The following is a 20,330-nucleotide window of genomic DNA, read 5'->3' on the forward strand; positions in this document are numbered from 1 at the left end:
GCAATGCCCCGCCCCGCCACACTGATCACCGCGCTCCTGTTCCTCCTGGCCGCTGGCATCCTCGCCTGGATGCTGCTCGGGCCGGAAGACGACGCGGCCCCTTCCGGTCGTCCGGGCGGCGGCGAGACCCGCCCGGTCGCAGTCGCCATTGCCGGCATCGAGACCCGCGACCTGGTCGAACGGCGGCGCTTCACCGGCAGCATCGAGGGCGCCGACCGGATCGAGATCACCCCCCGCGTGGGCGGGCGGGTTGCCGAGGTGTTCGTCAATCTGGGCGACCGCGTGGAGCCCGGTGATCCGCTGCTGCAGCTGGATACCGAGGAATTCGAGCAGGACGTGGCCCAGGCCGCGGCGGAGCTGGAAGTCGCCGAGGCCAGCCTGGCCGAGGCCCTGGCCAGCCGCGATGCCACCCGGCGCGAACTGCAGCGCACCCGCGAGCTGCGCGACCAGGGGATCGCGTCGCGCTCGGAGCTGGAGGCCGCGGAAACCGAACTCGCCCTGGCACAGACGCGCGTCACCCTGGCCGAATCGCAGATCCGCCAGCGGCGTTCCGCGCTACGCACCCGCGAGATCCAGTTGAGCTACACCCGCATCGAGGCGGGTACGGCCGACAGCACCCGCTGGGTCGCCGAACGCCACGTGGATCCCGGCACGGTCATCAGCGCCAACGACACCGCACTGGCGCTGGTCCGGCTGCAGCCGGTGCGCGCCATCCTGGCCGTGACCGAGGCCGACTACGGCCGGCTGTCGCCGAGCCAGGGGGCGCAGGTCTACACCGCCGCCTATCCGGACGCCGGCTTTGCCGGCACCATCGCCCGCATCGCCCCGGAATTCCGGCCCGGGTCGCGTCAGGCGCGGGTCGAGGTGGAGATCCCCAACGAACGCGACCAGCTGCGCCCGGGCATGTTCGTGGAGGCCGCCATTACCCTGGGGGAACGCAACGCCGTCCGGGCCATCCCGCGCGACGCGATCATCCAGCGCGAGGCCGGCCCGACCCTGTTCAGCGTGGACCGCAGCGGCGAACGCCCGCAGGCCCGCCGCCATCAGGCGGTTACCGGCGTGCGTGATGGAGACTGGGTCGAGCTGCTGGAACCGGAGCTGCCGGAAGGCACCGAGGTCGTCGTGCTCGGCCAGCACCTGCTCGCGGACGGCACCCCGCTGCGCGTGACCGACCCGCGCAACGTGCCGGGTGGAGACGACACACCCGAGTCGGACACCCCGTGAATCCGGCCCGCGTAACGGTCCACCGCCCCGTGCTGACCAGCATGGTAGCCCTGATCGTGGTGATCCTCGGCCTGACCGCGCTGACCCGCCTGCCGGTGGATCTGCTGCCGAATATCACCTACCCGGTGGTCACGGTGATGACGTCCTACCCCAATGCCGGGGCCGAGGAAGTCGAACAACTCGTCACGCGCCAGGTGGAGCAGGCCGCGGCCGCCATTACCGGTGCCCAGGAGATCCGCTCGACCTCCGCCGAGGGCAACAGCAACGTCCGCATCAACTTTGCCTGGGGCACGGACATCCGCCAGGCGGTGGACGACCTGCGCGATCGCCTGGCGCGCATCGAGGACCGCCTGCCCGATGACGCCGATCGCCCGCTGGTACGCCAGTTCGACACCCAGGACTCGCCCATCATGCGTCTGGGCATCGGCTCGCAACTGGACGCCATCCACCTGCGCACTCTGATCGACAACCGTATCGCCCCGCGTCTGGAACGCATCCCCGGCGTGGCAGCTGTGGATACCTTCGGCGGCCTGGAGCGCGAGGTCCGCGTGGAGGTGGACCCGGAACGCATCGAGGCCATCGACCTCGGCCTGGACGACCTGCGTGATCGCATTCGAAACGCCAACGTGATCACCCCCGGCGGCCCGATCATGGACGGGCGCCGCGAATACCGCCTGCGCACCCCGGCCGAGTTCCGCTCGGTGGACGAGGTCCGCGACACCATCGTGCAGCGCAGCGAGGACGGTGTGACCTACCTGCACCAGGTGGCCGACGTGCGCGACACCCACCAGCGCGTTACCCGCCGGTTCCGGGTCAACCAGGAGGAAGGCGTGCAGCTCGCCGTGCGCAAGCTGGCCGACGCCAACACCGTAGAGGTCTACGAGGCGGTCCACGCCGAACTGGTGCGCCTGAACCGCGACTTCCCCCAGATCGACATCCGCGCCGTCACCGACGAGGCCGGTTTTATCCGCAACTCCATCACCAACGTCGGTCGTTCGATCCTCTACGGCAGTGCACTGGCCGTGCTGGTGCTGCTCGTGTTCCTGCGCAACATCCGCTACACGCTGGTGGCGGCCACCGCGATCCCGCTGGCGGTGATCGCCACCTTCGGCCTGGTCTACTTCGGCGGCTACTCGCTGAACCTGATGACACTCGGCGGGATCGCGCTGGGCGTGGGGCTGATGGTGGACAACGCCATCGTGGTGATCGAGAGCATCGCCCGACGGCGCGAGGAACATGCCGAGCAGACCGCCGCCGAGGCCGCCATCAGCGGCACCGGGCGCGTCGCGCCCGCCATCGTCGCCAGCACCCTGACCACCGTGGCGATCTTCCTGCCGCTGTTCTTCGCCGAGGAACTGGCCGGCCAGCTGTTCAAGCCGCTGGCGGCGGTGGTCGCCTTTGCCCTGGCAGGCTCGCTGATCGTCGCGCTGACCCTGGTCCCGATGCTGATGGCCCGCGCCCCGATGCCGAAGCGTGACACCAGTGCCCTCGCGCGCATGGAGCAACGCTACCAGGGGGTGCTGCGGCGCACCCTGACCCAGCCATGGATGGTCATCGGCATCAGCCTCCTGCTGCTGATGATCGCCCTGGCGGGGCTGCGCGGCGTGGGCACGGAATTCCTGCCCGCCACCGACGAAGGCGAGTTGCGCGTGCATGTCGCCATGGAGCCCGGCACGCCCCTGGAAGAGCTCTACGCCACCATGTCCGGCCTCGAGGCGATCATCCACGACGAGGTCCCGGAACTGGAAAACCTGGTCTCCAGCTCCGGCGCCTCGGCGTTCCGGGCCTCCTCGCCCGCCTCCGGCAACATGCGCGTGATGGTCGGCTCGCGCGACAGCCGCAGCCGCTCCTCCGACGCGATCGCCGCGGCCCTGCGCGACGCGCTGGGCAGCCCGCCGGGGGTCGAGATCCGCGTGCGCGCCTCCAGCGGGATCTTCTTCCGCGGCTTCGGGCGCGGCGCCGACGAGGAAAGCCTCTCCATCGAGGTCCGCGGCTTCGAACTGCCCACGATGAACGCCGTCATCGAGCGCTTCGAGACCGCGCTGGCGGACGTCCCCGGCGTCACCGACACCCGCGTTGGCTCCGACGGCGGACAGCCGGAATTCGCCACCCGCATCCACCGCGACCGCGCCGCCGACCTCGGCGTGGACGTGCGCACCATCGCCCAGACCCTGGAAACCGCCCTGGGCGGCTCCGGCGCCGGCCAGCTGCGCGCGGGCGGCGACGAGACGCGCATCTGGGTCCAGCTGCGCGACGCCGACCGGAGCTCGCTGGACGACCTCCTCAACCTGACCGTGCGCAGCGAGGACGGCGAACGCGTGGCATTGCGCAGCCTAGTCACGTTCGATACGGCGATCGGCCCGGACAGCATCCAGCGCCGCGAACAGGCGCGCATCAGCACCTTGTTCGTGAACATCGGCGACCGCTCGCTGGGCGAGGTCGCCGCCGACGTACGTGCGGCGCTGGCCGACATCCCGCTGCCGGAGGAGATCGACTTCTCGGTCACCGGCGACATCGAGGAGCAGGAAGCGGCGTTCTCCGAACTGCTGCTGGGCACCCTGCTCGCGACGTTGCTGGTCTACATGGTCATGGCCAGCCTGTACGAGTCCCTGCGCGACCCGCTGATCGTGATGTTCTCCATCCCGCTGGCGATCATTGGTGTAACCGGCGCACTCCTGATCACCGACACCACGCTCAACGTGCAGTCGCTGATCGGCATCCTGCTGCTGGTCGGGATCGTGGTGAACAACGCGATCCTGCTGGTGGACCGCATGGCGCGGCGCCACCGCGAAGACGGCATGGAACTGCAGGCCGCCATCGTCGCCGCTGCCGGCGAGCGCCTGCGCCCGATCCTGATGACCACGCTGACCACCATTCTCGCGCTGTCGCCACTGGCGATCGGAATGGGAGACGGCGGCGAGGCCCAGGCCCCGATGGCGCGGGTCGTGATCGGCGGGCTGCTCTCGTCTACCCTGATCACCCTGGTGCTGATCCCGACGCTCTACCTGCTGTTCCACCGCCGGGGCGAACACCCGCAACCCGTCTACCGAGTCGCCACGGATCATGCCTAGAACTCCCCTGCCCTTCCTCGTCGCGCTCGCACTGGCGCTGGCCCTCCCGGCCCACGCCTCTGAAGCGCCGGATGCCTCCGACGGGCTGCGCCTGTCCCTGCCCGCGGAGGCACTGACCGACGCCCGGCCGTTCGAACGCGAGGCGGTGGCGGAAGCGACCCTGTCCCTGGAGGAGGCCGTCGCCCGCGCGCTGGAAGGCAACCGCGGCCTGCGCGCCGAGCGCCTGCAGACCGCGATCCAGGGCACCTTCGAGGCGCAGGAACGCGCGGTGTTCGACCCCGAGCTGTTCGCCGAGCTGGAGATTAGCCGCGACCAGAGCGTGCGCCAGCTGGAACAGATCGGAGAAACCGATGAAGTAACCACGACCCGGCGCTTTGGCGAGGCGGGCCTGAGCAAGTCGCTGCCAACCGGCACGGACCTGACGGTCTCCGTACGCAGCTCGCGCAGTTCCAGCTCGCGCGTGGAGGCACCCCAGTTCACCACCCGCGCGGGCCTGAGCCTGACCCAGGCCCTGCTCCGCGGCGGGCGTATCGAGTCCAACCTGGTGCGCCTGCGCCAGGCCGGCCTCGACGTGGAGGCCTCGGAGTACGAGGTCCGCGGCTTCGTCGAACAGCTGATCACCGACGTCGAGGGACGCTACTGGGATCTGGTGCTGGCCGACGAACGGATCGCCATCTTCGAGGAGGCCCTGGCCGTGGCCCGCGAGCAGCTCGACCAGACCGAGCGGCGCATCGCCGCCGGCGACCGCCCCGAGACCGAGGCCGTGTCGGCCCGTGCCGAGGTGGCGCTGCGCCGTCAGGGCCTGATCGACGCCCGCGCCGAACGCGCCCGCGCGCAGGACAGTCTCGCCCGGCTCCTGCAGGGCGGCAACGGCGGGCTCTGGGATACCCGGCTGGAGGCCAGCTCGGAACCGGGCCTGGAACGCTACACGCTGGAACCCCTGAATGCCTACGTGGCGCTGGCCCGCGACCACCGCGCCGATCTCAACGAAACGCGACTGCGGGTCCAGCGCGACCAGCTGGAGGTCGTGCGCACCCGCAACGGCCTGCTGCCGCGCCTGGACTTCTTCGTGACCCTGGGCCAGTCGGGCTACGCGGACAGCTTCAGCCGCACCTGGCGCGACCGCCAGGGCGACGGCTACGACCTGGCGGCCGGCCTGCGCTTCGAAATGCCGATCGGCAACCGCGCCGCCGAGGCCGAACACACCCGGGCCCGGCTGACCCGCCAGCAGATCCAGGAAACCCTGGCCAACCTGGAACAACTCGCCATCGAGGACGTGCGCGGCACCTGGTTCGATGCGGCCCGCATCCGCGAACAAATTCAGGCACAGAAGGAAACCGTCGAGTTGCAGGAAGAGCTGCTGCGGGTGGAACAGACGCGCTTCCGCGTCGGCGCCGGGACCGCGCTGGCCGTCTCCCAGGCCCAGCGCGACCTGCTGGAGAGCCGCCTGAACCTGACCGAGACGGTCGTGCGCTTCCGTCAGCTCACCACCGAACTGCTGAACGCCAGCGGCACCCTGCTGCTCCATCGCGGTATCGACGCCCCCGGCGCCGAACGCGTGGAGATCCGTCTGTAAGCCGGCTTGCACACGACCCGGCGCCTTCGGGTCACGCGGCTATTCATCCACCGGCCGGGCGTTGCCCTGCGCGTCGATCTCGACGACCAGCATCGCCCCCGCGCCAATGCTGCGACCACTCAGCTCCATGATGTTCGCCCGGTGCGTTACGTAGACCGCAGGTCCTTGCGCCTGCCGGTATTCCTCCGCCAGGTGTTCGCGCCACGCCCGCATGCGTCGCTCCCGATGCGGGGCATTGGTGCGGAACACCGAGCCCAGCGCCTCCAGCACCACGGGCTCACCAAAGCCCAGGAGCGCCGCGGTATCGACATTGCGGCACCACGGACCCGCGAATACCCGGATCGACTCCAGGCCCGCCGCGCGCAGGCGCTCCCCACTGGCGCGCGCCTGCGCGCGTCCTTCAGCCGACAGGTTGCGCTGCGTGGCGCAGTCATCGACATCGAAGCCCGACGGGTCACCGATGCCGGGCGCCAGGGCATGGCGCATCAGCAGGATGCGGTGGGGCTCCTGTAATTGCGCGACGATCGCGCGTTCAGCCGCCAGATCGCCCGCCACCAGGGGCAGAGGCACCGCCAGCACGGCGATCCAGAACACCAGAACGACAAAGCGCTTTGTCACGCGATCTTCCCCGAACGGCGACGCCGGCAGGCGTCCGAACAGTAGCGAACCTCATCCCAGCACCGGGCCCATTTGCGCCGCCAGGCGAACGGGCGGCCGCATACCGCACAGGTCTTCTCCGGTAGATGCGGCTTGGCGTGGGCCACCTTAGCGGTCCGGGTGACAGACCCCATCGTCGCAGCGCGAGCGCCAGCGATAACGCGCAATCACGTTGTAGACGCGATCCATCAGCCAGACGATCGGCGGCAGGCGGTGCAGCACACCGCCAAGCCAGCGGTAATATGGCAGGTGCCGCCAGACCAGCACGAAGGCCCAGGCGCCGCTGCGAATGCGCCCGTCGGCGCTTACGGCATGCATGCGCTGCATCGCACGATCCCAGGTAATCCCCCAGGCGTCGAGCGGTGTGGCATCGGCATGGATATCACGCCAATCGATCGCGCCCGCGGTGTCGAGCCGCTGGTAGTGGCCGATCTCGCGCCGGCAAAGCGGACAGCCGCCGTCGAAGAACACCACCGGTCGTCCCGGGGCCTCGGAGTATTGGTCCTGGTGGTTTTCAGGCATGCCCCACCGGCCCGGTCTGCTGGTGCCGGGCGCCATCGAGGGATCTGAGCGCCCGCTCGACCACATCACGCGCCAGATCCTGGGTCATCTCGGGGTTGGCCGGGATCATCTCCGTGCGCACGGCCAGGGCCATTGCCAGCGCTTGCAGCACGTCGCCATTGCAGGTATCGCCCAGCACGCCGATCTCGCTGTCCAGCGTGTCGGTCAGGCGATCCAGCAACTGCTGTACCCGCACCGCCGAGCCGGTCTCGGGATGCAGATAAAAATCGAAGGACACGGCCTCGCCGCTCGGGGTGACATAGCGATAGGGCAATACGTCCATGGCTCTCTCCTTCGCGAACGGTTGGCTTGTTAAGGCGAATTCCGGGGTCGTCCTTCTCACCCCTTCGTCATTGGGCCACGAAACCGCAAAACAGTTCGCCGCGCGTGCTTCCAGGCGGGAAGAAAGGGCACGCCCCATCCCGCCCGCCGAGCGCAGGCGTTATCCTTTCAGCCCATGAATCCACGTGTCCGGACAGTCATCCATCCGCACGCCCACCGCCAAGGGGGGAGACCGTAGTGGCCGCGCGCCGCAAGCGCCGCCCGCTCCGGCGGTTGCTCTACTGGACGGGCGGGCTGGCCGCATTCGTCCTGGCGCTGGGAATCGGGGCAATGCTCGCCCTGGTGGTGCTCTTCGCCCGGATCGACCCGCCCTACGGCATGGCCATGGTGGTGGCAACCGACTGGCAAACCGCCTCCAACCGGCGCCCGGACTGGCAACGCCTGGACGATCTGCCCCGCCATCTGATGCTGGCGGTGATCGCGGCCGAGGACCAGCACTTCCCCAACCACCGCGGCTTCGACTGGGGCTCGGTGCGCCAGGCGCTCAGCGATCACGCCCGCGGCGGGCGCCTGCGCGGCGCCAGCACCATCAGCCAGCAAACCGCGAAAAACCTCTTTCTGTGGCACGGCCGCTCCTGGGCACGCAAGACGCTGGAGGCCGGGTTCACCTTCGGCATGGAGACCCTCTGGCCGAAGCGGCGCATCCTCGAGATCTACCTCAATCTGGCCGAATGGGGTCCCGGCATTTACGGCATCGAGAACGCCGCCCAACACTACTTCGGGATCTCCGCCACCGAGCTCGATCGCCACCAGTCCGCGCGCCTGGCCGCCATCCTGCCCAGCCCCGGGCGCATGAACCCGGTCCGCCCGGGGCCCAACCTTGACCGACGGATCGTCTGGGTCGAGCAGCAGATGGCCCAATTGGGCATCGCCTGGCTGGATCCGATGCTGCTGGAATAAAGCCTGTGCGCAGGCCACCGAAATTGTGGCACGGAACTTCCAGCCTTTAGACTGCCTCGGACTGACTGACCGTACCGGGGGCTCGCAAGGATGTCCCTCCCAGACATGGAGGTTTGCCGTGACCCATCTGCGCGCGCCGCGTATCGACTTCTCCCGCCTGCTGGTGCTTGTCGCCCTCCTACTGATCCTGCCCCTCGGGGCCGCGTCCGCACAGGACACCGGTCAGCAAGATTCCGGCAGCGATCTGCGCCAGATGCTCATCGACGCACTGGAGAACGAGGAGGCCCGCGAAGACTTGCTCGAGGCGCTGCGCTCCGGCGACGGGTCCAGCGCGGAGGACTCCGCCACGGATGACCTGCCGGTCGAAACCGGCGAAAGCGAATCCGTGGCGCGCCAGATTGCCCAGCTCACCCAGTCGCTGGCCGAAGGCACCGTGGCCGAGGTCCGGGCCCTGAACGACATCGCAGTGGATGTCGCCGAGCGCGTGCGCGGAGTCGAGCCCACCGTGTTCGGGCTGGCGGTACTGGATCTCGCCTTCGTCATCGTGTTCACCGTGGTGGTGTTCCTGACACTGCGAAGGCTGGGCGCACCGTTGTTCACCCGACTTGATCGCTGGGCCTTGAATGCGGCCGAGCATATGCGGCTCATGCGGGCGCTGCCGGCCGTGGTCCTGGCCGCGGCGATCGACTTCCTCGTCGTGATCCTTGCCTGGCTGGCCGGCTATGCACTAGCGCTGTTCGTGCTGGGCGACTCGGGCGAGATGAACACCCGGCACTCGCTGTTCCTGAACGCATTCCTTCTGATCGAGGTGACCAAGGCGGCCCTGCGCCTGATCTTCGCGACTCGCTACCACGGCCTGCGCCTGCTGCCGATGGCCGGGGACGAGGCCGCTTACTGGAACGCCTGGCTGGCCCGCATCGTGGGGTATATCGGCTACGGCCTGTTGCTGCTGGTCCCGATCACCAACAACCAGATCTCCTCCGAGGCGGGGCGCTCGTTGGGGCTGATCGTGATGCTGACGGCCTTCCTCTACGCCGCCGTGATCATCCTGCAGAACCGCACCCGGGTGCATGACCGCCTGATCAGGTTGGCCAACAGGGCGCAGTACGCCTTCACCCGCATCGTGATCTCGTTGCTGGCGAACTTCTGGCACTGGATCGCCCTGATCTACTTCCTGGCCCTGGCCGTGGTCAGCATCACCCGGCCGGAAGATGCGCTCCCCTTCATGGCCAAGGCGACCGGACAGACGCTGCTCGCCATCTTCGTGGGCATCTTCGTCGCCAACCTGCTGACCCAGTTGATCGGCCGCCGGATTCGGGTGCCCGAAGAGACCCGGGAGAAGTTCCCGTCGCTGGAGCTGCGCCTGAACTCCTACATCCCCAATGCGCTGAAGGTGATGCGCCTGGTGATCCTGCTGGTCGTGCTGGCCGTGGTCGCGGATGCCTGGGGTGCGTTCAGTCTGACCACATGGCTGGCCTCGGATATGGGCATGGCGGTGCTGGGCACCGCGATCTCGGTGGCGCTGATCCTGCTGGGCGTGCTGGCCATCTGGCTGGTCTTTGCCAGCTGGGTCGAGCACCGCATGAACCCGAACACCGGTGGCGGCGGGCCGACCGCCCGCGAGACCACCCTGCTGACGATCTTCCGCAACGCCATGGCCATCGTGCTGATCGTGCTGACCACCATGATCGTGCTCGCCGAGATCGGCGTGAACATCGGCCCGCTACTGGCCGGTGCCGGTGTCCTCGGCCTGGCGATCGGTTTCGGGGCGCAGAAACTGGTGCAGGACGTGATCACCGGCGTCTTCATCCAGCTGGAGAACGCCATCAACGTCGGCGACGTCGTCACGGTGGCCGGCACCACGGGCGTGGTGGAACGCCTGACCATCCGTTCGCTCGGCGTACGCGACCTCTCCGGGACCTACCACCTGATCCCGTTCTCGTCGGTGGATGCGGTCGCGAACTACATGCGCGAGTTCGCCTACCACGTGGGCGAATACGGGGTGGCCTACCGCGAGGACATCGACGAGGTCATCGTGCGCCTGCGCGAGGCCTTCGAGGAACTCCAGCAGGACCCCGACCAGGGGCCCAACATCCTCGACGAGATGGAGGTCCACGGGGTCACCGCACTGGCCGACAGCTCGGTCAACGTACGGGTCCGGATCAAGACCCTGCCGGGCACCCAGTTCGGCCTGGGCCGCGCGTTCAACCGCCTGGTCAAGAAGCACTTCGACGCCGCCGGCATCGAGATCCCGTTCCCGCACCAGACCATCTACTTCGGTCAGGAGAAAGACGGCGGCGCCCCGGCAGCCAATCTACGGCTTCTGCAGGACAAACCGGCCAACGAGCAGGATGGCGACGACTACTCGGATGACCGGCGGGCGCGCCCGAATCCGAAGCACAAGGGCGACTACGACGAGGCCGACGACTGAAGCGCTTGTCCGTGAGCGGGGCGCGCACTCGAATCCCCCCTGCCGCGGCCACTCCCGGGCAGGGGCTTCGCGGGCGACCCCGCTCCCAAGGCCCCAGGGCGACGCTGGCTCTTTCCGACGGCTCGGGCTTCGGGAGATCATGAGCGTATGCGTCTCCTGATCCTGCTTGTGCCTCTGCTCCTGCTCGTTGCCTGGACACCCGGCTGGTGGGTCCGCCACACCATGAAGAAATACCACCGCCCGGCGGACCGCTACGATGGCACCGGCGCGGAGCTGGCGCGCGAGCTGCTGGACCGCCACGGACTGCACAAGGTCCAGGTGGAAACCACGAAGGACGGCGATCACTACGACCCTGCCTCGCGCACCGTGCGCCTGTCACCGGAGAACCACGACGGCCACTCGCTGACGGCGATTACCGTGGCCGCCCACGAGGTCGGCCACGCCGTGCAGCACGCCCAGGGCTATGCGCCACTGCGCATGCGCAGCACGCTGGTCGGAATGACGCGCTACGGCCAGCAAATCGGCGCCTGGCTGCTGGTCGCCATTCCGTTCATTACGCTGCTGGCGCGGCACCCGGCGCCGGGGATCCTGTTCTTCCTGGCCGGGGTGCTGTCCATGGGCCTGGCCGCACTGGTCCACTTCATCACCCTGCCCACCGAGTTCGACGCCAGCTTCCGCCGTGCCATGCCGATGCTGCGCGAGGGCAACTACCTGCACCCGCCCGACTACCCGCATGCCGAACGCATCCTGAAGGCGGCGGCCTATACCTACCTGTCGCAGTCGCTGATGAGCCTGCTGAACATCGCCTCGTGGTTCCGGTACCTGCGCCGATGACCGTTCCCGCCCCGGACGCCTGCCCGTTGTGCGGGCAGCCCACCCGGCCGTTTCACCACCGCGGCATCGGCGACGCCTCGCCCGGAGACTATCGCCGCTGTCAGCACTGCGGCGTGATCGCGCTGGAACGCAACGCCTGGCCGCGCCGCGAGGTGGAACGGGCGTATTACCGCACCCACGAGAACCGGCCGGATGATCCCGGCTACCGCGCCCATCTGCAGCGGCTGATCGAACCATTGGTCAAGGCGCGGCCACCCCCGGCCCACGGACTCGACTGGGGTTGTGGCCCGCAACCCGTGCTCGCCGGGTTGCTACAAGGCTGCGGCTACACGATGGCGTTCTGGGACCCAGCCTTTGCCCCCGCACAACCCGATCCGCCCGACGACGGCTGGGACATCCTTACCTGCACCGAGGTCCTGGAACACCTGCACACGCCCCTGAACACGCTGGGAACCATGGTCGCGGGACTGCGCCCCGGCGGGGTCCTGGCCGTGATGACCGAATGGCCACCTGCGGCGGCCGGCTTTCGTCGCTGGCACTATCGCCGCGACCCCACCCATGTCGCCTTCTACGGCCCGGCCACACTCCAGTGGCTTGCCACCCGCCTGGGGTGCACACTGGACCTGCCTGCCCCCGATATCGCCCTGTTCAGCCGCACAGGAGACCCCCCGCAATGATCCACCGACTGCGTGCCTGGCGCCCGGAGTGGTTCGGTCTGCCCGTCGCGCACCTGCAGGCAATCCACGTCTGTGCCGCGGCTGGCGACCCGATGGAGTCGATCGAGTCCATCGAAGCCATCGCCGGCAGCGGACTCCGGGGCGATCGCTACGCCACCCATCGCGGGCACTGGCATGCGGTCGAGAGCTGCCCGGTCACACTGATCACGGCCCCGGAACTGCAACGGGCGTCACAGCGACGCGGCCGCCCGATCGCCCCCGGGGAACATCGCCGCAACCTCGTGGTCTCCGACTGGTACCGCATACCCCGCCAGAGTGGCTTTCTTCGGATCGGAGAGGCGGTCCTGAAGATCGGACGGCCACGCCCGCCCTGTGGGTATCTCAACCAGCTAGTGGGCGACAACCTCGCGCGAGCCCTCGGTCTCGACAGCGGGATTTGCCTTGAAGTCGCGCATTCCGGGATCCTTCGCGTCGGCGACCGGGTGAGCTGGCACCCGGGCGGGCCCGCATGATTCGGCCACGCTTGTTAAGCTGGGGTTAAGTGCCGTTGACTACGATATACGTGTATTCACAAGGAGAAACTTTATGAAGATTCGTTCCCAGTCCCTCGCCGGACTGATTGCCGCCGCCGCGCTCGCGCTGGCCAGCCCACTCGCCATCGCCCAGGGCATGGGTCAGGGGCAAGGTCAGGGCGGCATGGGCATGCAGGGTGGCCAGGGCGGCAACCCGCAGATGGAGATGCAGCAGCTCCAGCAGACCCTCGCCGAGACCCAGCAGCAGGCCATCGAGAACAACCCCCAGCTGGAACAGAAGGGTGAAGAACTGGAGAACCTGGTGCTGGACAAGATGGAGGCCGCCGGCTACCAGCCGCGCCGGGATCTGGAGACCCTGGAATCCGCCGAAGAGCAGCTGCGCGACCCCGATCTAAGCGCGGAGCAACGTCAGGAAGTCATTCAGTCCGAAGACGTGCAGCAGGCGCAGATGAATCTGCAGGAAGCACAGCAGGCCGTCGCGGAAGACCAGGAAATTCGTCAGGCGCAGGAATCCCTGCGTGAAGACCTGATGGCCGCCATGCGCCAGGAGAACGCCGATATCGACGACGTAATCGAGCGCATGCAGCAAATGCAGCAACAGATGCAGCAGCAACAGGGTGGTCAGGGCGGCATGATGCGCTAATCGCGCAACCAGCCCGGTAACAAAGAAAGCCCGGCCCCTGCAAAGGGACCGGGCTTTTTTCATGTCCGGGCCGGCGGACCGTCAGTCGAGGCGACCCGTCTCCTGCGCCAGCGCGCGCAGCGCCTCGGTCTGTCCATCGGGCAGCTGGTTCCAGCCAAAGCGCCAGCTCCAGTTGCCGTTACCGACTGTTCCGGGGGTGTTCATGCGCGCCTCCGATCCCAGGTGCAGGGCGTCCTGCATCGGCAGGATCGCAAGCTGGGCCGGTGAACGGCAGGCCGCACGAATCAGCGGCCAGGGCATCTCCTCGGCCCGGCCCTCATCCAGTGTCCCGATCACATGCTCCTGCATGGCCGGCTCCAGGGAGCGAAACCAGCCCAGCGTGGTGTCGTTGTCATGGGTCCCGGTATACACCGCACTCAGTTCATCGTGGTTCGCCGGCAGATAGGGGTTGTCCTCCCCTCCTTCGAAGGCGAACTGCAGGATGCGCATGCCCGGCAGATCGAAACGCAGGCGCAGTTCGGTGACCTCCGGCGTGATCACGCCCAGGTCCTCCGCAAGCAGCGGCAACACACCCAAACGAGCCTGCAATTGCTCGAAGAAGTCGGCGCCCGGCCCCGGCACCCAGTGGCCCTGAGTCGCATCCGGCTCGCTTGCCGGGACCGCCCAGCTCGCCTCGAAGCCGCGGAAGTGGTCGATGCGCACGGCATCCACTGTCTCCAGCGTCCAGCGCATGCGCTCCACCCACCAGTCGTATCCGCGCTCGGCAAGACGATCCCAGCGGTAATGCGGATTGCCCCAGCGCTGCCCGGTCGCGGAGAAGTAATCCGGCGGCACGCCGGCCACGGTCTGCGGATGCCCCGTGGCGTCCAGGTCGAACAGGTCGCGGTGGGCCCAGACCTCGGCCGAGTCGTGGGCCACGAAGATCGGCATGTCGCCGAGGATCAGGATGTCCTGCTTGCGTGCATGCTCGCGTACATCCTGCCACTGGTCGAACAGGACGAACTGGGCGAAGCGCACGGCCTCCAGGGCCTGGGCCGCTTCGGCCTCCACGGCCGCCAGGGCGGCCCGATCGCGATCGCGCAATGCGGCCGGCCATTCCCACCAGGGGCGGCCGTCCTCGCGGCCGCAGATGACCACGAAACGGGCAAAATCATCCAGCCAGACCGGACCCTGGGCATCAAGGAAGGCCTGGTAGGCCTGCGCCCAGCCCTCGCCCGCCTGCCCCAGCCGCTCCCGCGCCTGTTGCAGCAGGGTCTCGACCGGCCCGTCGTCCGCATCCAGCCCCGCCCGTGCGGCCAACCGTTGCGGGTCGATCAGGCGCACATCGCCGGCGAAGGCGGAGATACTGGCGTAGGGCGAACCGTCCTCCTGCGGCGGATGCAACGGCAGGATCTGCCACAGGCTGAACCCGGCATCCCGCGCCCAGTCCAGAAACCGGAAGGCCTCCTGCCCGAGCGTCCCCACCGGGCCCGGGCCCGGCAGTGAGGCCGGATGCAGCAACACACCGGCCCGCCGGCGCTGCATCAGGGGATTACAGTGTTCTTCGCCCGCCTCCATCGGTTACTGCCCCTTGCGCATGGTGCCGCCGGAGGCGGGATCACCACCCCCGACCGAGAGCACCTCGCCCAGTGACTCGGGCACTTCAAGGTCTGCCAGCTGGTACAGCCGCGCCAGGTGGCGGCGGTAGAGCTGTTCGAAGTCGCTGACCGAGCCGGCCGGGTTGTATTCCCCGAACCACCAGCACCAGTCAGAGCCCTCGCACACCGCCAGCTGCTTGCGCAGGGCCGGCGTATCCAGCGCGGGATGCCGGGCAATCGCCTGGTCCACCGCGGTCCACGCCTCGATCAGGCGGTCCCAGCCCAGGTTCTTGTCCGGATCGCCGATCCAGGTGGAAAAGGTCCCGTAGACCCAGGAGCCCGCCACCAGTCCGGACAGTTCGCCCCGGTCGGCCCGCGGGCCAGTGCGCTGGCAGACGTCCGAAAAGGTGCACAGGTTCAGCCTCGGGTTTTCCGCCAGGCGCTCATACAACGCCCGCAGGAAATGGAAGCCGTTGTCCGGGTAGTATTCCCAGGCGTTCTCGCCATCCAGGATGACGGCCACCACGCCACCCTCGGGCGAAACGGAGGCGATATTCTCCAGGTGATGGACGAAATCGCCGACTGCGTCGTCGGCATGCCAGTCGGCATAACGAAAACCGATGGCATCGGACAGCCCGTCATCACGGAAAAACATCTCGGTTTTGGCATCCGCCAACCGATAAGGTCGGTGCAGCCAGCCCTCCTGTTCCGCCGATCCGGTATTGGATTCGGCCGTCTGACCCGCTGCGGCCAGGCTGTTACCCAGCACCGTCTGGCCACTGGCCGTCCAGCAAATATCGTAGTCATCCAGCAGGCGCACGGTCGCCTCGCTGATGCCCCCCTCCGACGGCCAGCAGCCACGCGGACGAAAGCCGAAATACTGCTCGAACACCTCCAGCCCACGTTCGATGTGCCAGCGCACGCGGGCCTCGCCATCCGGGTAGACCGGGGCCTGTGGCAGGGCAATATCCGGCATCGCATCGCGAGCGGAACCCAGATCCAGCAGCAACGGCATGATCGGGTGGGCATACGGGGTAAACGACAGCTCCACCCGCTCCTGCTCCGCCAGCGCACGGTAGCGCGGCAGGATCGCCTTGACCTCGTCCCGGATCAGTTTCAGCAACCGTCCGCGGACATCGCGATTGAACCCCGTGTCCGCCTTCAGCCAGCCCTGCACCTCCGGATACGCCCGACGCACCGTCTCCCCCAGCCAGGCCAGGTGGTAACAGGTCGCCAGGTCCTGGAAGTAGCGGGTGTCCAGATGCGCCAGCAGCACCGGATCCTCCAGCGCCTGGCGCGCCAGGGCCGCCAGGCGCTCGAACAGCGGGAACGGCTCGATCATCCGCGGGGCATGCGCCCGCAGGCAGACGCGCAGGATCTCGCGGCGCTGCACCGGGTCCACCGGCACGATGTCCATCTGCAGCAGATCCAGCACCGGATCACCGAAGCTCGAGCGGTTGCCGATGCCGCTCTCCAGCCGCTCGCCGTAATCGGCAATCTGCTCCAGCAGGATCGGGGCGAAGTTCACCACCGCGCGCGCCTGGGGGCAGGCCTCCAGGTGCGCGGCCATGTCGGTGTAGTCCTTCAATGCGTGCAGGTAGGTCCACGGCAACACGTACTCACCCGCGCCCGAGTCGTAGTATTGCGGCTGGTGCATGTGCCAGCACAACACCACATCGAGCTGCGGCGGCTGCGTGGCGAGCGCAGTGGAACTGCCGGATTCAGCGGACATGATGAGTGGCCTGGCCCAGCATTTCCGGCGTGACCACGCGCACTCCGCCCGGAGAGACGAAGTAGTCGCGGGCATCCGCCTCGTCGTCCACCCCGATCTCGGTCCCGTCCGGCACCTTGCAGCCCTTGTCGATCACCGCGTTGCGGATCACGCAGTTCTCGCCAATGGTGACGCTCGGCAGAATCACCGAGTCCTCGACCGTGGCGCAGGCGTTCACCTGCACGTTGGAGAACAGCAGCGAGTGGCGCACGGTACTGCCGGAAATGATGCAGCCGCCGGAGACCATGGAATCGATCGCCATGCCGCGCCGGTCCTCGTCGTCGAACACGAACTTGGCCGGCGGCAGCTGTTCCTGGTAGGTCCAGATCGGCCATTCCGAATCGTACAGGTTGAGTTCCGGGGTCACGCCGATCAGCTCCAGGTTGGCCTGCCAGTACGAGTCGATGGTCCCCACATCACGCCAGTAGCCCTGGCGCACGCCCTGCTCGTCGCGGAACGGGTAGGCCATCACCTGATTCCGCTCGATGATCTCGGGGATAATGTCCTTGCCGAAGTCGTGACTGGAGAAGGTGTCGTCGGCATCCTTGATCAGCTGCTCGAACAGGAAGTCGGTATTGATCACGTAGATCCCCATGGAGGCCAGCGAGTGGGTCTTGCTGCCGGGGATCAGCGCCGGCTCCTCCGGCTTCTCGGCAAACGAGGTAATGCGGCTGGCGGCATCCACGCCCATCACCCCGAAGGCCTTGGCGCGCTCTTGCTCTACCTCCAGGCAGCCCACGGTCATGTCCGCGCCGCTCTCCACGTGGAAGGCGATCATCTGGCCGTAGTCCATCTTGTAGATGTGGTCCCCGGCCAGGATCAGCACGTAGCTCGGATTGTGCTGCCGGATAATGTCGATGTTCTGGTAGACCGCATCGGCCGTTCCCGCATACCAGGAAGTCTCGATGCGCTGTTGCGCCGGCAGCAGCTCGATGAATTCGCCGAATTCCCCGCGCAGGAAGCTCCAGCCGCGCTGCATGTGCTGGATCAGCGAGTGCGCCTTGTACTGGGTCACCACCGCCACCTGACGGATGCCCGAGTTGATGCAGTTGGACAGGGGGAAATCGATAATGCGGAACTTGCCGCCAAAGGGCACGGCCGGCTTGGCCCGCCACAGCGTCAGTTGTTTCAGTCGCGAGCCGCGCCCGCCGGCCAGGATCAGGGCCAGGGTCTCCCGCGTCAGGCGGCTAACGTAGCGTTGCGGTTGCGGAGTCATGCACCCTTCCTTGCTTAGTCATGTTGTACTAGAGACCGTAAACCCGAATTCCGTCGTTCCACATACGAAATGCGAGTTGGATCCGAGTATGGCAACAGCCCCCGACAAATGCACCCGTTCCGTCGCCGATTCGTTAGGACGCCTGACCGAGGCGCGGCTACATGATCCCCACCGCGTCCTCGGGCGCCATGCGCTGGATCAACAAACCACCTGCTACCGGGCCTGGCTGCCACATGCGAGCGCGGCGTCCATCACACTTTTTGACGGTCGTCTCGCGACGCTGGAACCGGCTGCCGGGTTCCCGGGGTTGTTCCTCTGGCAGGGGTCGGCGGACGACCTCCCCGCGCACCCGCAACTGGACTGGCAGCCCGAGGGTGGCACGACAACATTGCAGCAGGTCGATCCCTGGGCCTTCGCGCCGGACATCCCCGAATTCGACCGCCACCTGTTCGCCGAAGGCCGCCACTGGCATGCCCACCGCATGCTGGGTGCCCATCCGCTCACCCGCGACGGCATCCACGGCGTGCGCTTTGCCGTCTGGGCGCCCAACGCCGAGCGCGTCTCGGTGGTCGGCGACTTCAACCGCTGGGACGGCCGCTGCCACCCAATGACCGTCCACCCCGGCAGCGGCATATGGGAGCTCTTTATCCCGGACCTGGCCACGGAGACGCTGTACAAGTTCGAGATCCGCAACCGCGACCAGGGCAGTCTGCACCTGAAGGCCGATCCCTACGCCCGCGCCTACCAGCTCCGCCCCGAGACGGCCTCGCGGATCCAGCCCCCCAGCAGCTACGCCTGGGACGACGACCACTGGATGCGCAATCGCGACCCCGAGGCCTGGAAGCACCGGCCCATGAGCATCTACGAGGTGCACCTAGGCTCCTGGCAGCGCAGCCCGGAGGGCGAATGGCCCAACTACCGCGACCTGGCCGAGCGTCTGGTGCCCTACGCGCGCGACCTGGGCTTCACCCACCTCGAGTTGCTGCCGATCACCGAGCACCCGTTCGACGGCTCCTGGGGCTACCAGAGCACGGGGTTTTTCGCCCCCACCTCGCGCTTCGGCAACGCGGACGACTTTCGCTACTTCGTCGACCAGGCCCACCAGGCCGGACTGGGCGTGATCCTCGACTGGGTCCCGGGCCACTTCCCGCGCGACGAGTTCGCGCTGGCGCGCTTCGACGGCACGGCGCTGTACGAACATGCCGACCCGCGCATCGGCGAGCATCGTGGCTGGGGCACGCTGATCTTCAACTATTCGCGCCCCGAGGTCCGCAACTTCCTGCTCTCCAGTGCGCTGTGCTGGGTCGAGGACTTCCACCTCGACGGCCTGCGCGTGGACGCCGTGGCCTCCATGCTCTACCGCGACTACGACCGCGAAGGCGAGGACTGGCTGCCCAACATCCACGGCGGCAACGAGAACCTCGAGGCGATCGACTTCCTGCGCCACCTCAACGAGACCGTCCAGACCAGCCACCCCGGCGTCGCCATGATCGCCGAGGAATCGACCGCCTGGCCGGGTGTCAGCCGCCCACCGTCCATGGGCGGGCTGGGCTTCACCATGAAGTGGAACATGGGCTGGATGCACGACACCCTGACCTATTTCGGCATGGACCCGATCTACCGCACCCACCACCATGGCCAGCTCACCTTCGGCCAGCTCTACGCCTACAGCGAGAACTTCGTCCTGCCGTTCTCGCACGACGAGGTGGTGCACGGAAAACGCAGCCTGCGCGGGCGCATGCCCGGCAACGAGTGGGAGCAGCACGCCAACCTGCGCCTGCTCTACAGCTGGCAGTGGCTCTACCCCGGCAAGAAGCTGCTGTTCATGGGCCAGGAGTTCGGCCAGGGCCCCGAATGGTCCGAGGATCGCGAGCTGGACTGGTACGTGCTGCAGTACCCCCTGCACCAGGGCCTGCAGAATCTGGTGCGCGACCTCAACCGGGTGTACCGCGAAGACCCGGCCCTGCACGCCCGCGAATTCGAGCCGGACGGCTTCGACTGGCTGGACTGCGACGACGCCGGGCACTCCACGCTCAGCTTCGTGCGCCGCGACCACCAGGGTCGCCAGGTGGTCGTGGTGCTGAACCTGACGCCCATGGAACGCGCGGCCTATCCGGTACCCGCACCGCATGCCGGGCGCTGGCGGGTCACCCTGAACACGGATGCGGAAGTCTACGGCGGTGGCTCACGCGGCCCGGCAGAGGCCTACGCCGAGCCGCTCGAACGTCACGGCCATCCCGCCACGCTCTACCTGCACCTCCCGCCGCTCGCGGCGCTGCTGCTGGAACCGGTCGCAGACTGACATCACGTCGCCTCG

17 protein-coding genes are annotated in these 20,330 nt (G+C 67.8%); 10 read left to right on the forward strand and 7 right to left on the reverse strand.

Going from position 1 to position 20,330, the window contains the following annotated elements; translation table 11 throughout:
• Positions 1-3: 3 nt before the first annotated feature.
• The 3 genes from G335_RS0112050 to G335_RS0112060 are packed head-to-tail and all read left to right on the forward strand — an operon-like array spanning position 4 to position 5,871.
• Entirely contained in the window at positions 4-1,224 is a 1,221-nt protein-coding gene (locus G335_RS0112050) for an efflux RND transporter periplasmic adaptor subunit (RefSeq protein ID WP_018176904.1), read from the forward strand.
• Positions 1,221-4,295 (forward strand): efflux RND transporter permease subunit, encoded by a 3,075-nt coding sequence (locus tag G335_RS0112055; protein ID WP_018176905.1) that lies wholly within the window; start codon positions 1,221-1,223, stop codon positions 4,293-4,295. The genes G335_RS0112050 and G335_RS0112055 overlap by 4 nt, the downstream gene beginning before the upstream one ends.
• Positions 4,288-5,871, forward strand: coding sequence for a TolC family protein (locus G335_RS0112060; RefSeq protein WP_018176906.1), 1,584 nt, complete (start codon positions 4,288-4,290; stop codon positions 5,869-5,871). The genes G335_RS0112055 and G335_RS0112060 overlap by 8 nt, the downstream gene beginning before the upstream one ends.
• Positions 5,872-5,910: 39 nt before the next feature.
• On the opposite strand, the gene G335_RS0112065 is transcribed toward G335_RS0112060, so the two are convergent.
• Genes G335_RS0112065 through G335_RS0112075 form a run of 4 tightly spaced genes read right to left on the reverse strand, consistent with a single transcriptional unit; the run spans position 5,911 to position 7,372 of the window.
• Complete coding sequence (locus G335_RS0112065; RefSeq protein WP_018176907.1) at positions 5,911-6,489, reverse strand: histidine phosphatase family protein; 579 nt, start codon at positions 6,487-6,489, stop codon at positions 5,911-5,913.
• Positions 6,486-6,662, reverse strand: a complete 177-nt coding sequence (locus tag G335_RS14515; RefSeq protein ID WP_077276949.1) for a DUF2256 domain-containing protein — start codon at positions 6,660-6,662, stop codon at positions 6,486-6,488. The genes G335_RS0112065 and G335_RS14515 overlap by 4 nt, the downstream gene beginning before the upstream one ends.
• On the reverse strand, positions 6,637-7,050 hold the full coding sequence (locus G335_RS0112070; RefSeq protein WP_018169593.1) for a thiol-disulfide oxidoreductase DCC family protein: 414 nt from the start codon (positions 7,048-7,050) through the stop codon (positions 6,637-6,639). Before G335_RS0112070 ends, G335_RS14515 begins: the two co-directional genes overlap by 26 nt.
• Positions 7,043-7,372: a hypothetical protein gene (locus G335_RS0112075; RefSeq protein ID WP_018169592.1), complete on the reverse strand. Its 330-nt coding sequence runs from the start codon at positions 7,370-7,372 to the stop codon at positions 7,043-7,045. Before G335_RS0112075 ends, G335_RS0112070 begins: the two co-directional genes overlap by 8 nt.
• A 236-nt stretch (positions 7,373-7,608) precedes the next feature.
• On the opposite strand from G335_RS0112075, the gene mtgA reads away from it, so the two are divergent.
• The 6 genes from mtgA (at position 7,609) to G335_RS0112105 (ending at position 13,449) form a co-directional block, all read left to right on the forward strand.
• Positions 7,609-8,331: a monofunctional biosynthetic peptidoglycan transglycosylase gene (gene mtgA / locus G335_RS0112080; protein WP_018176908.1), complete on the forward strand. Its 723-nt coding sequence runs from the start codon at positions 7,609-7,611 to the stop codon at positions 8,329-8,331.
• 118 nt (positions 8,332-8,449) lie between these two features.
• A complete protein-coding gene (locus G335_RS0112085; protein WP_018176909.1) occupies positions 8,450-10,762 on the forward strand; it encodes a mechanosensitive ion channel domain-containing protein in 2,313 nt (770 codons plus the stop codon).
• Between the two features lie 147 nt (positions 10,763-10,909).
• A complete protein-coding gene (locus G335_RS0112090) occupies positions 10,910-11,596 on the forward strand; it encodes a zinc metallopeptidase (RefSeq protein WP_018176910.1) in 687 nt (228 codons plus the stop codon).
• Positions 11,597-11,622: 26 nt separating this feature from the next.
• The gene (locus tag G335_RS0112095) at positions 11,623-12,273 is read left to right on the forward strand and encodes a class I SAM-dependent methyltransferase (protein WP_018176911.1); all 651 of its coding nucleotides are present in this window, start codon (positions 11,623-11,625) and stop codon (positions 12,271-12,273) included.
• Entirely contained in the window at positions 12,270-12,785 is a 516-nt protein-coding gene (locus G335_RS0112100; RefSeq protein WP_018176912.1) for an MOSC domain-containing protein, read from the forward strand. The genes G335_RS0112095 and G335_RS0112100 overlap by 4 nt, the downstream gene beginning before the upstream one ends.
• 73 nt (positions 12,786-12,858) lie before the next feature.
• Entirely contained in the window at positions 12,859-13,449 is a 591-nt protein-coding gene (locus G335_RS0112105) for a hypothetical protein (RefSeq protein ID WP_018169586.1), read from the forward strand.
• Between the two features lie 81 nt (positions 13,450-13,530).
• Here G335_RS0112105 and malQ read toward each other — a convergent pair whose 3' ends face one another.
• From malQ to glgC, 3 genes are read right to left on the reverse strand one after another with little or no spacing between them, the layout of a single operon-like run.
• The gene (gene malQ / locus G335_RS0112110) at positions 13,531-15,006 is read right to left on the reverse strand and encodes a 4-alpha-glucanotransferase (RefSeq protein WP_018176913.1); all 1,476 of its coding nucleotides are present in this window, start codon (positions 15,004-15,006) and stop codon (positions 13,531-13,533) included.
• A 3-nt stretch (positions 15,007-15,009) separates the two neighbouring features.
• The gene (locus G335_RS0112115; RefSeq protein ID WP_018176914.1) at positions 15,010-16,758 is read right to left on the reverse strand and encodes a glycoside hydrolase family 57 protein; all 1,749 of its coding nucleotides are present in this window, start codon (positions 16,756-16,758) and stop codon (positions 15,010-15,012) included.
• Positions 16,748-18,013, reverse strand: coding sequence for a glucose-1-phosphate adenylyltransferase (glgC, locus tag G335_RS0112120; RefSeq protein ID WP_018176915.1), 1,266 nt, complete (start codon positions 18,011-18,013; stop codon positions 16,748-16,750). The genes G335_RS0112115 and glgC overlap by 11 nt, the downstream gene beginning before the upstream one ends.
• A gap of 88 nt (positions 18,014-18,101) precedes the next feature.
• Between glgC and glgB the strand changes: the two genes are divergently transcribed.
• The gene (gene glgB, locus G335_RS0112125; protein ID WP_019611641.1) at positions 18,102-20,315 is read left to right on the forward strand and encodes a 1,4-alpha-glucan branching protein GlgB; all 2,214 of its coding nucleotides are present in this window, start codon (positions 18,102-18,104) and stop codon (positions 20,313-20,315) included.
• Positions 20,316-20,330: the final 15 nt, after the last annotated feature.

This window comes from Thioalkalivibrio sp. AKL8 (assembly GCF_000380525.1).
GTDB lineage: Bacteria > Pseudomonadota > Gammaproteobacteria > Ectothiorhodospirales > Ectothiorhodospiraceae > Thioalkalivibrio > Thioalkalivibrio versutus.

Coding starts and splice junctions, on each gene's coding strand:
- G335_RS0112100 (WP_018176912.1), top strand. CDS start 12,270: ATGATCCACCGACTGCGTGCCTGGCGCCCGGAGTGGTTCGGTCTGCCC.
- glgC (WP_018176915.1), bottom strand. CDS start 18,013: ATGACTCCGCAACCGCAACGCTACGTTAGCCGCCTGACGCGGGAGACC.
- G335_RS0112070 (WP_018169593.1), bottom strand. CDS start 7,050: ATGCCTGAAAACCACCAGGACCAATACTCCGAGGCCCCGGGACGACCG.
- glgB (WP_019611641.1), top strand. CDS start 18,102: ATGGCAACAGCCCCCGACAAATGCACCCGTTCCGTCGCCGATTCGTTA.
- G335_RS0112115 (WP_018176914.1), bottom strand. CDS start 16,758: ATGTCCGCTGAATCCGGCAGTTCCACTGCGCTCGCCACGCAGCCGCCG.
- G335_RS0112090 (WP_018176910.1), top strand. CDS start 10,910: ATGCGTCTCCTGATCCTGCTTGTGCCTCTGCTCCTGCTCGTTGCCTGG.
- malQ (WP_018176913.1), bottom strand. CDS start 15,006: ATGGAGGCGGGCGAAGAACACTGTAATCCCCTGATGCAGCGCCGGCGG.
- G335_RS0112105 (WP_018169586.1), top strand. CDS start 12,859: ATGAAGATTCGTTCCCAGTCCCTCGCCGGACTGATTGCCGCCGCCGCG.
- G335_RS0112060 (WP_018176906.1), top strand. CDS start 4,288: ATGCCTAGAACTCCCCTGCCCTTCCTCGTCGCGCTCGCACTGGCGCTG.
- G335_RS14515 (WP_077276949.1), bottom strand. CDS start 6,662: ATGGGGTCTGTCACCCGGACCGCTAAGGTGGCCCACGCCAAGCCGCAT.
- G335_RS0112075 (WP_018169592.1), bottom strand. CDS start 7,372: ATGGACGTATTGCCCTATCGCTATGTCACCCCGAGCGGCGAGGCCGTG.
- G335_RS0112050 (WP_018176904.1), top strand. CDS start 4: ATGCCCCGCCCCGCCACACTGATCACCGCGCTCCTGTTCCTCCTGGCC.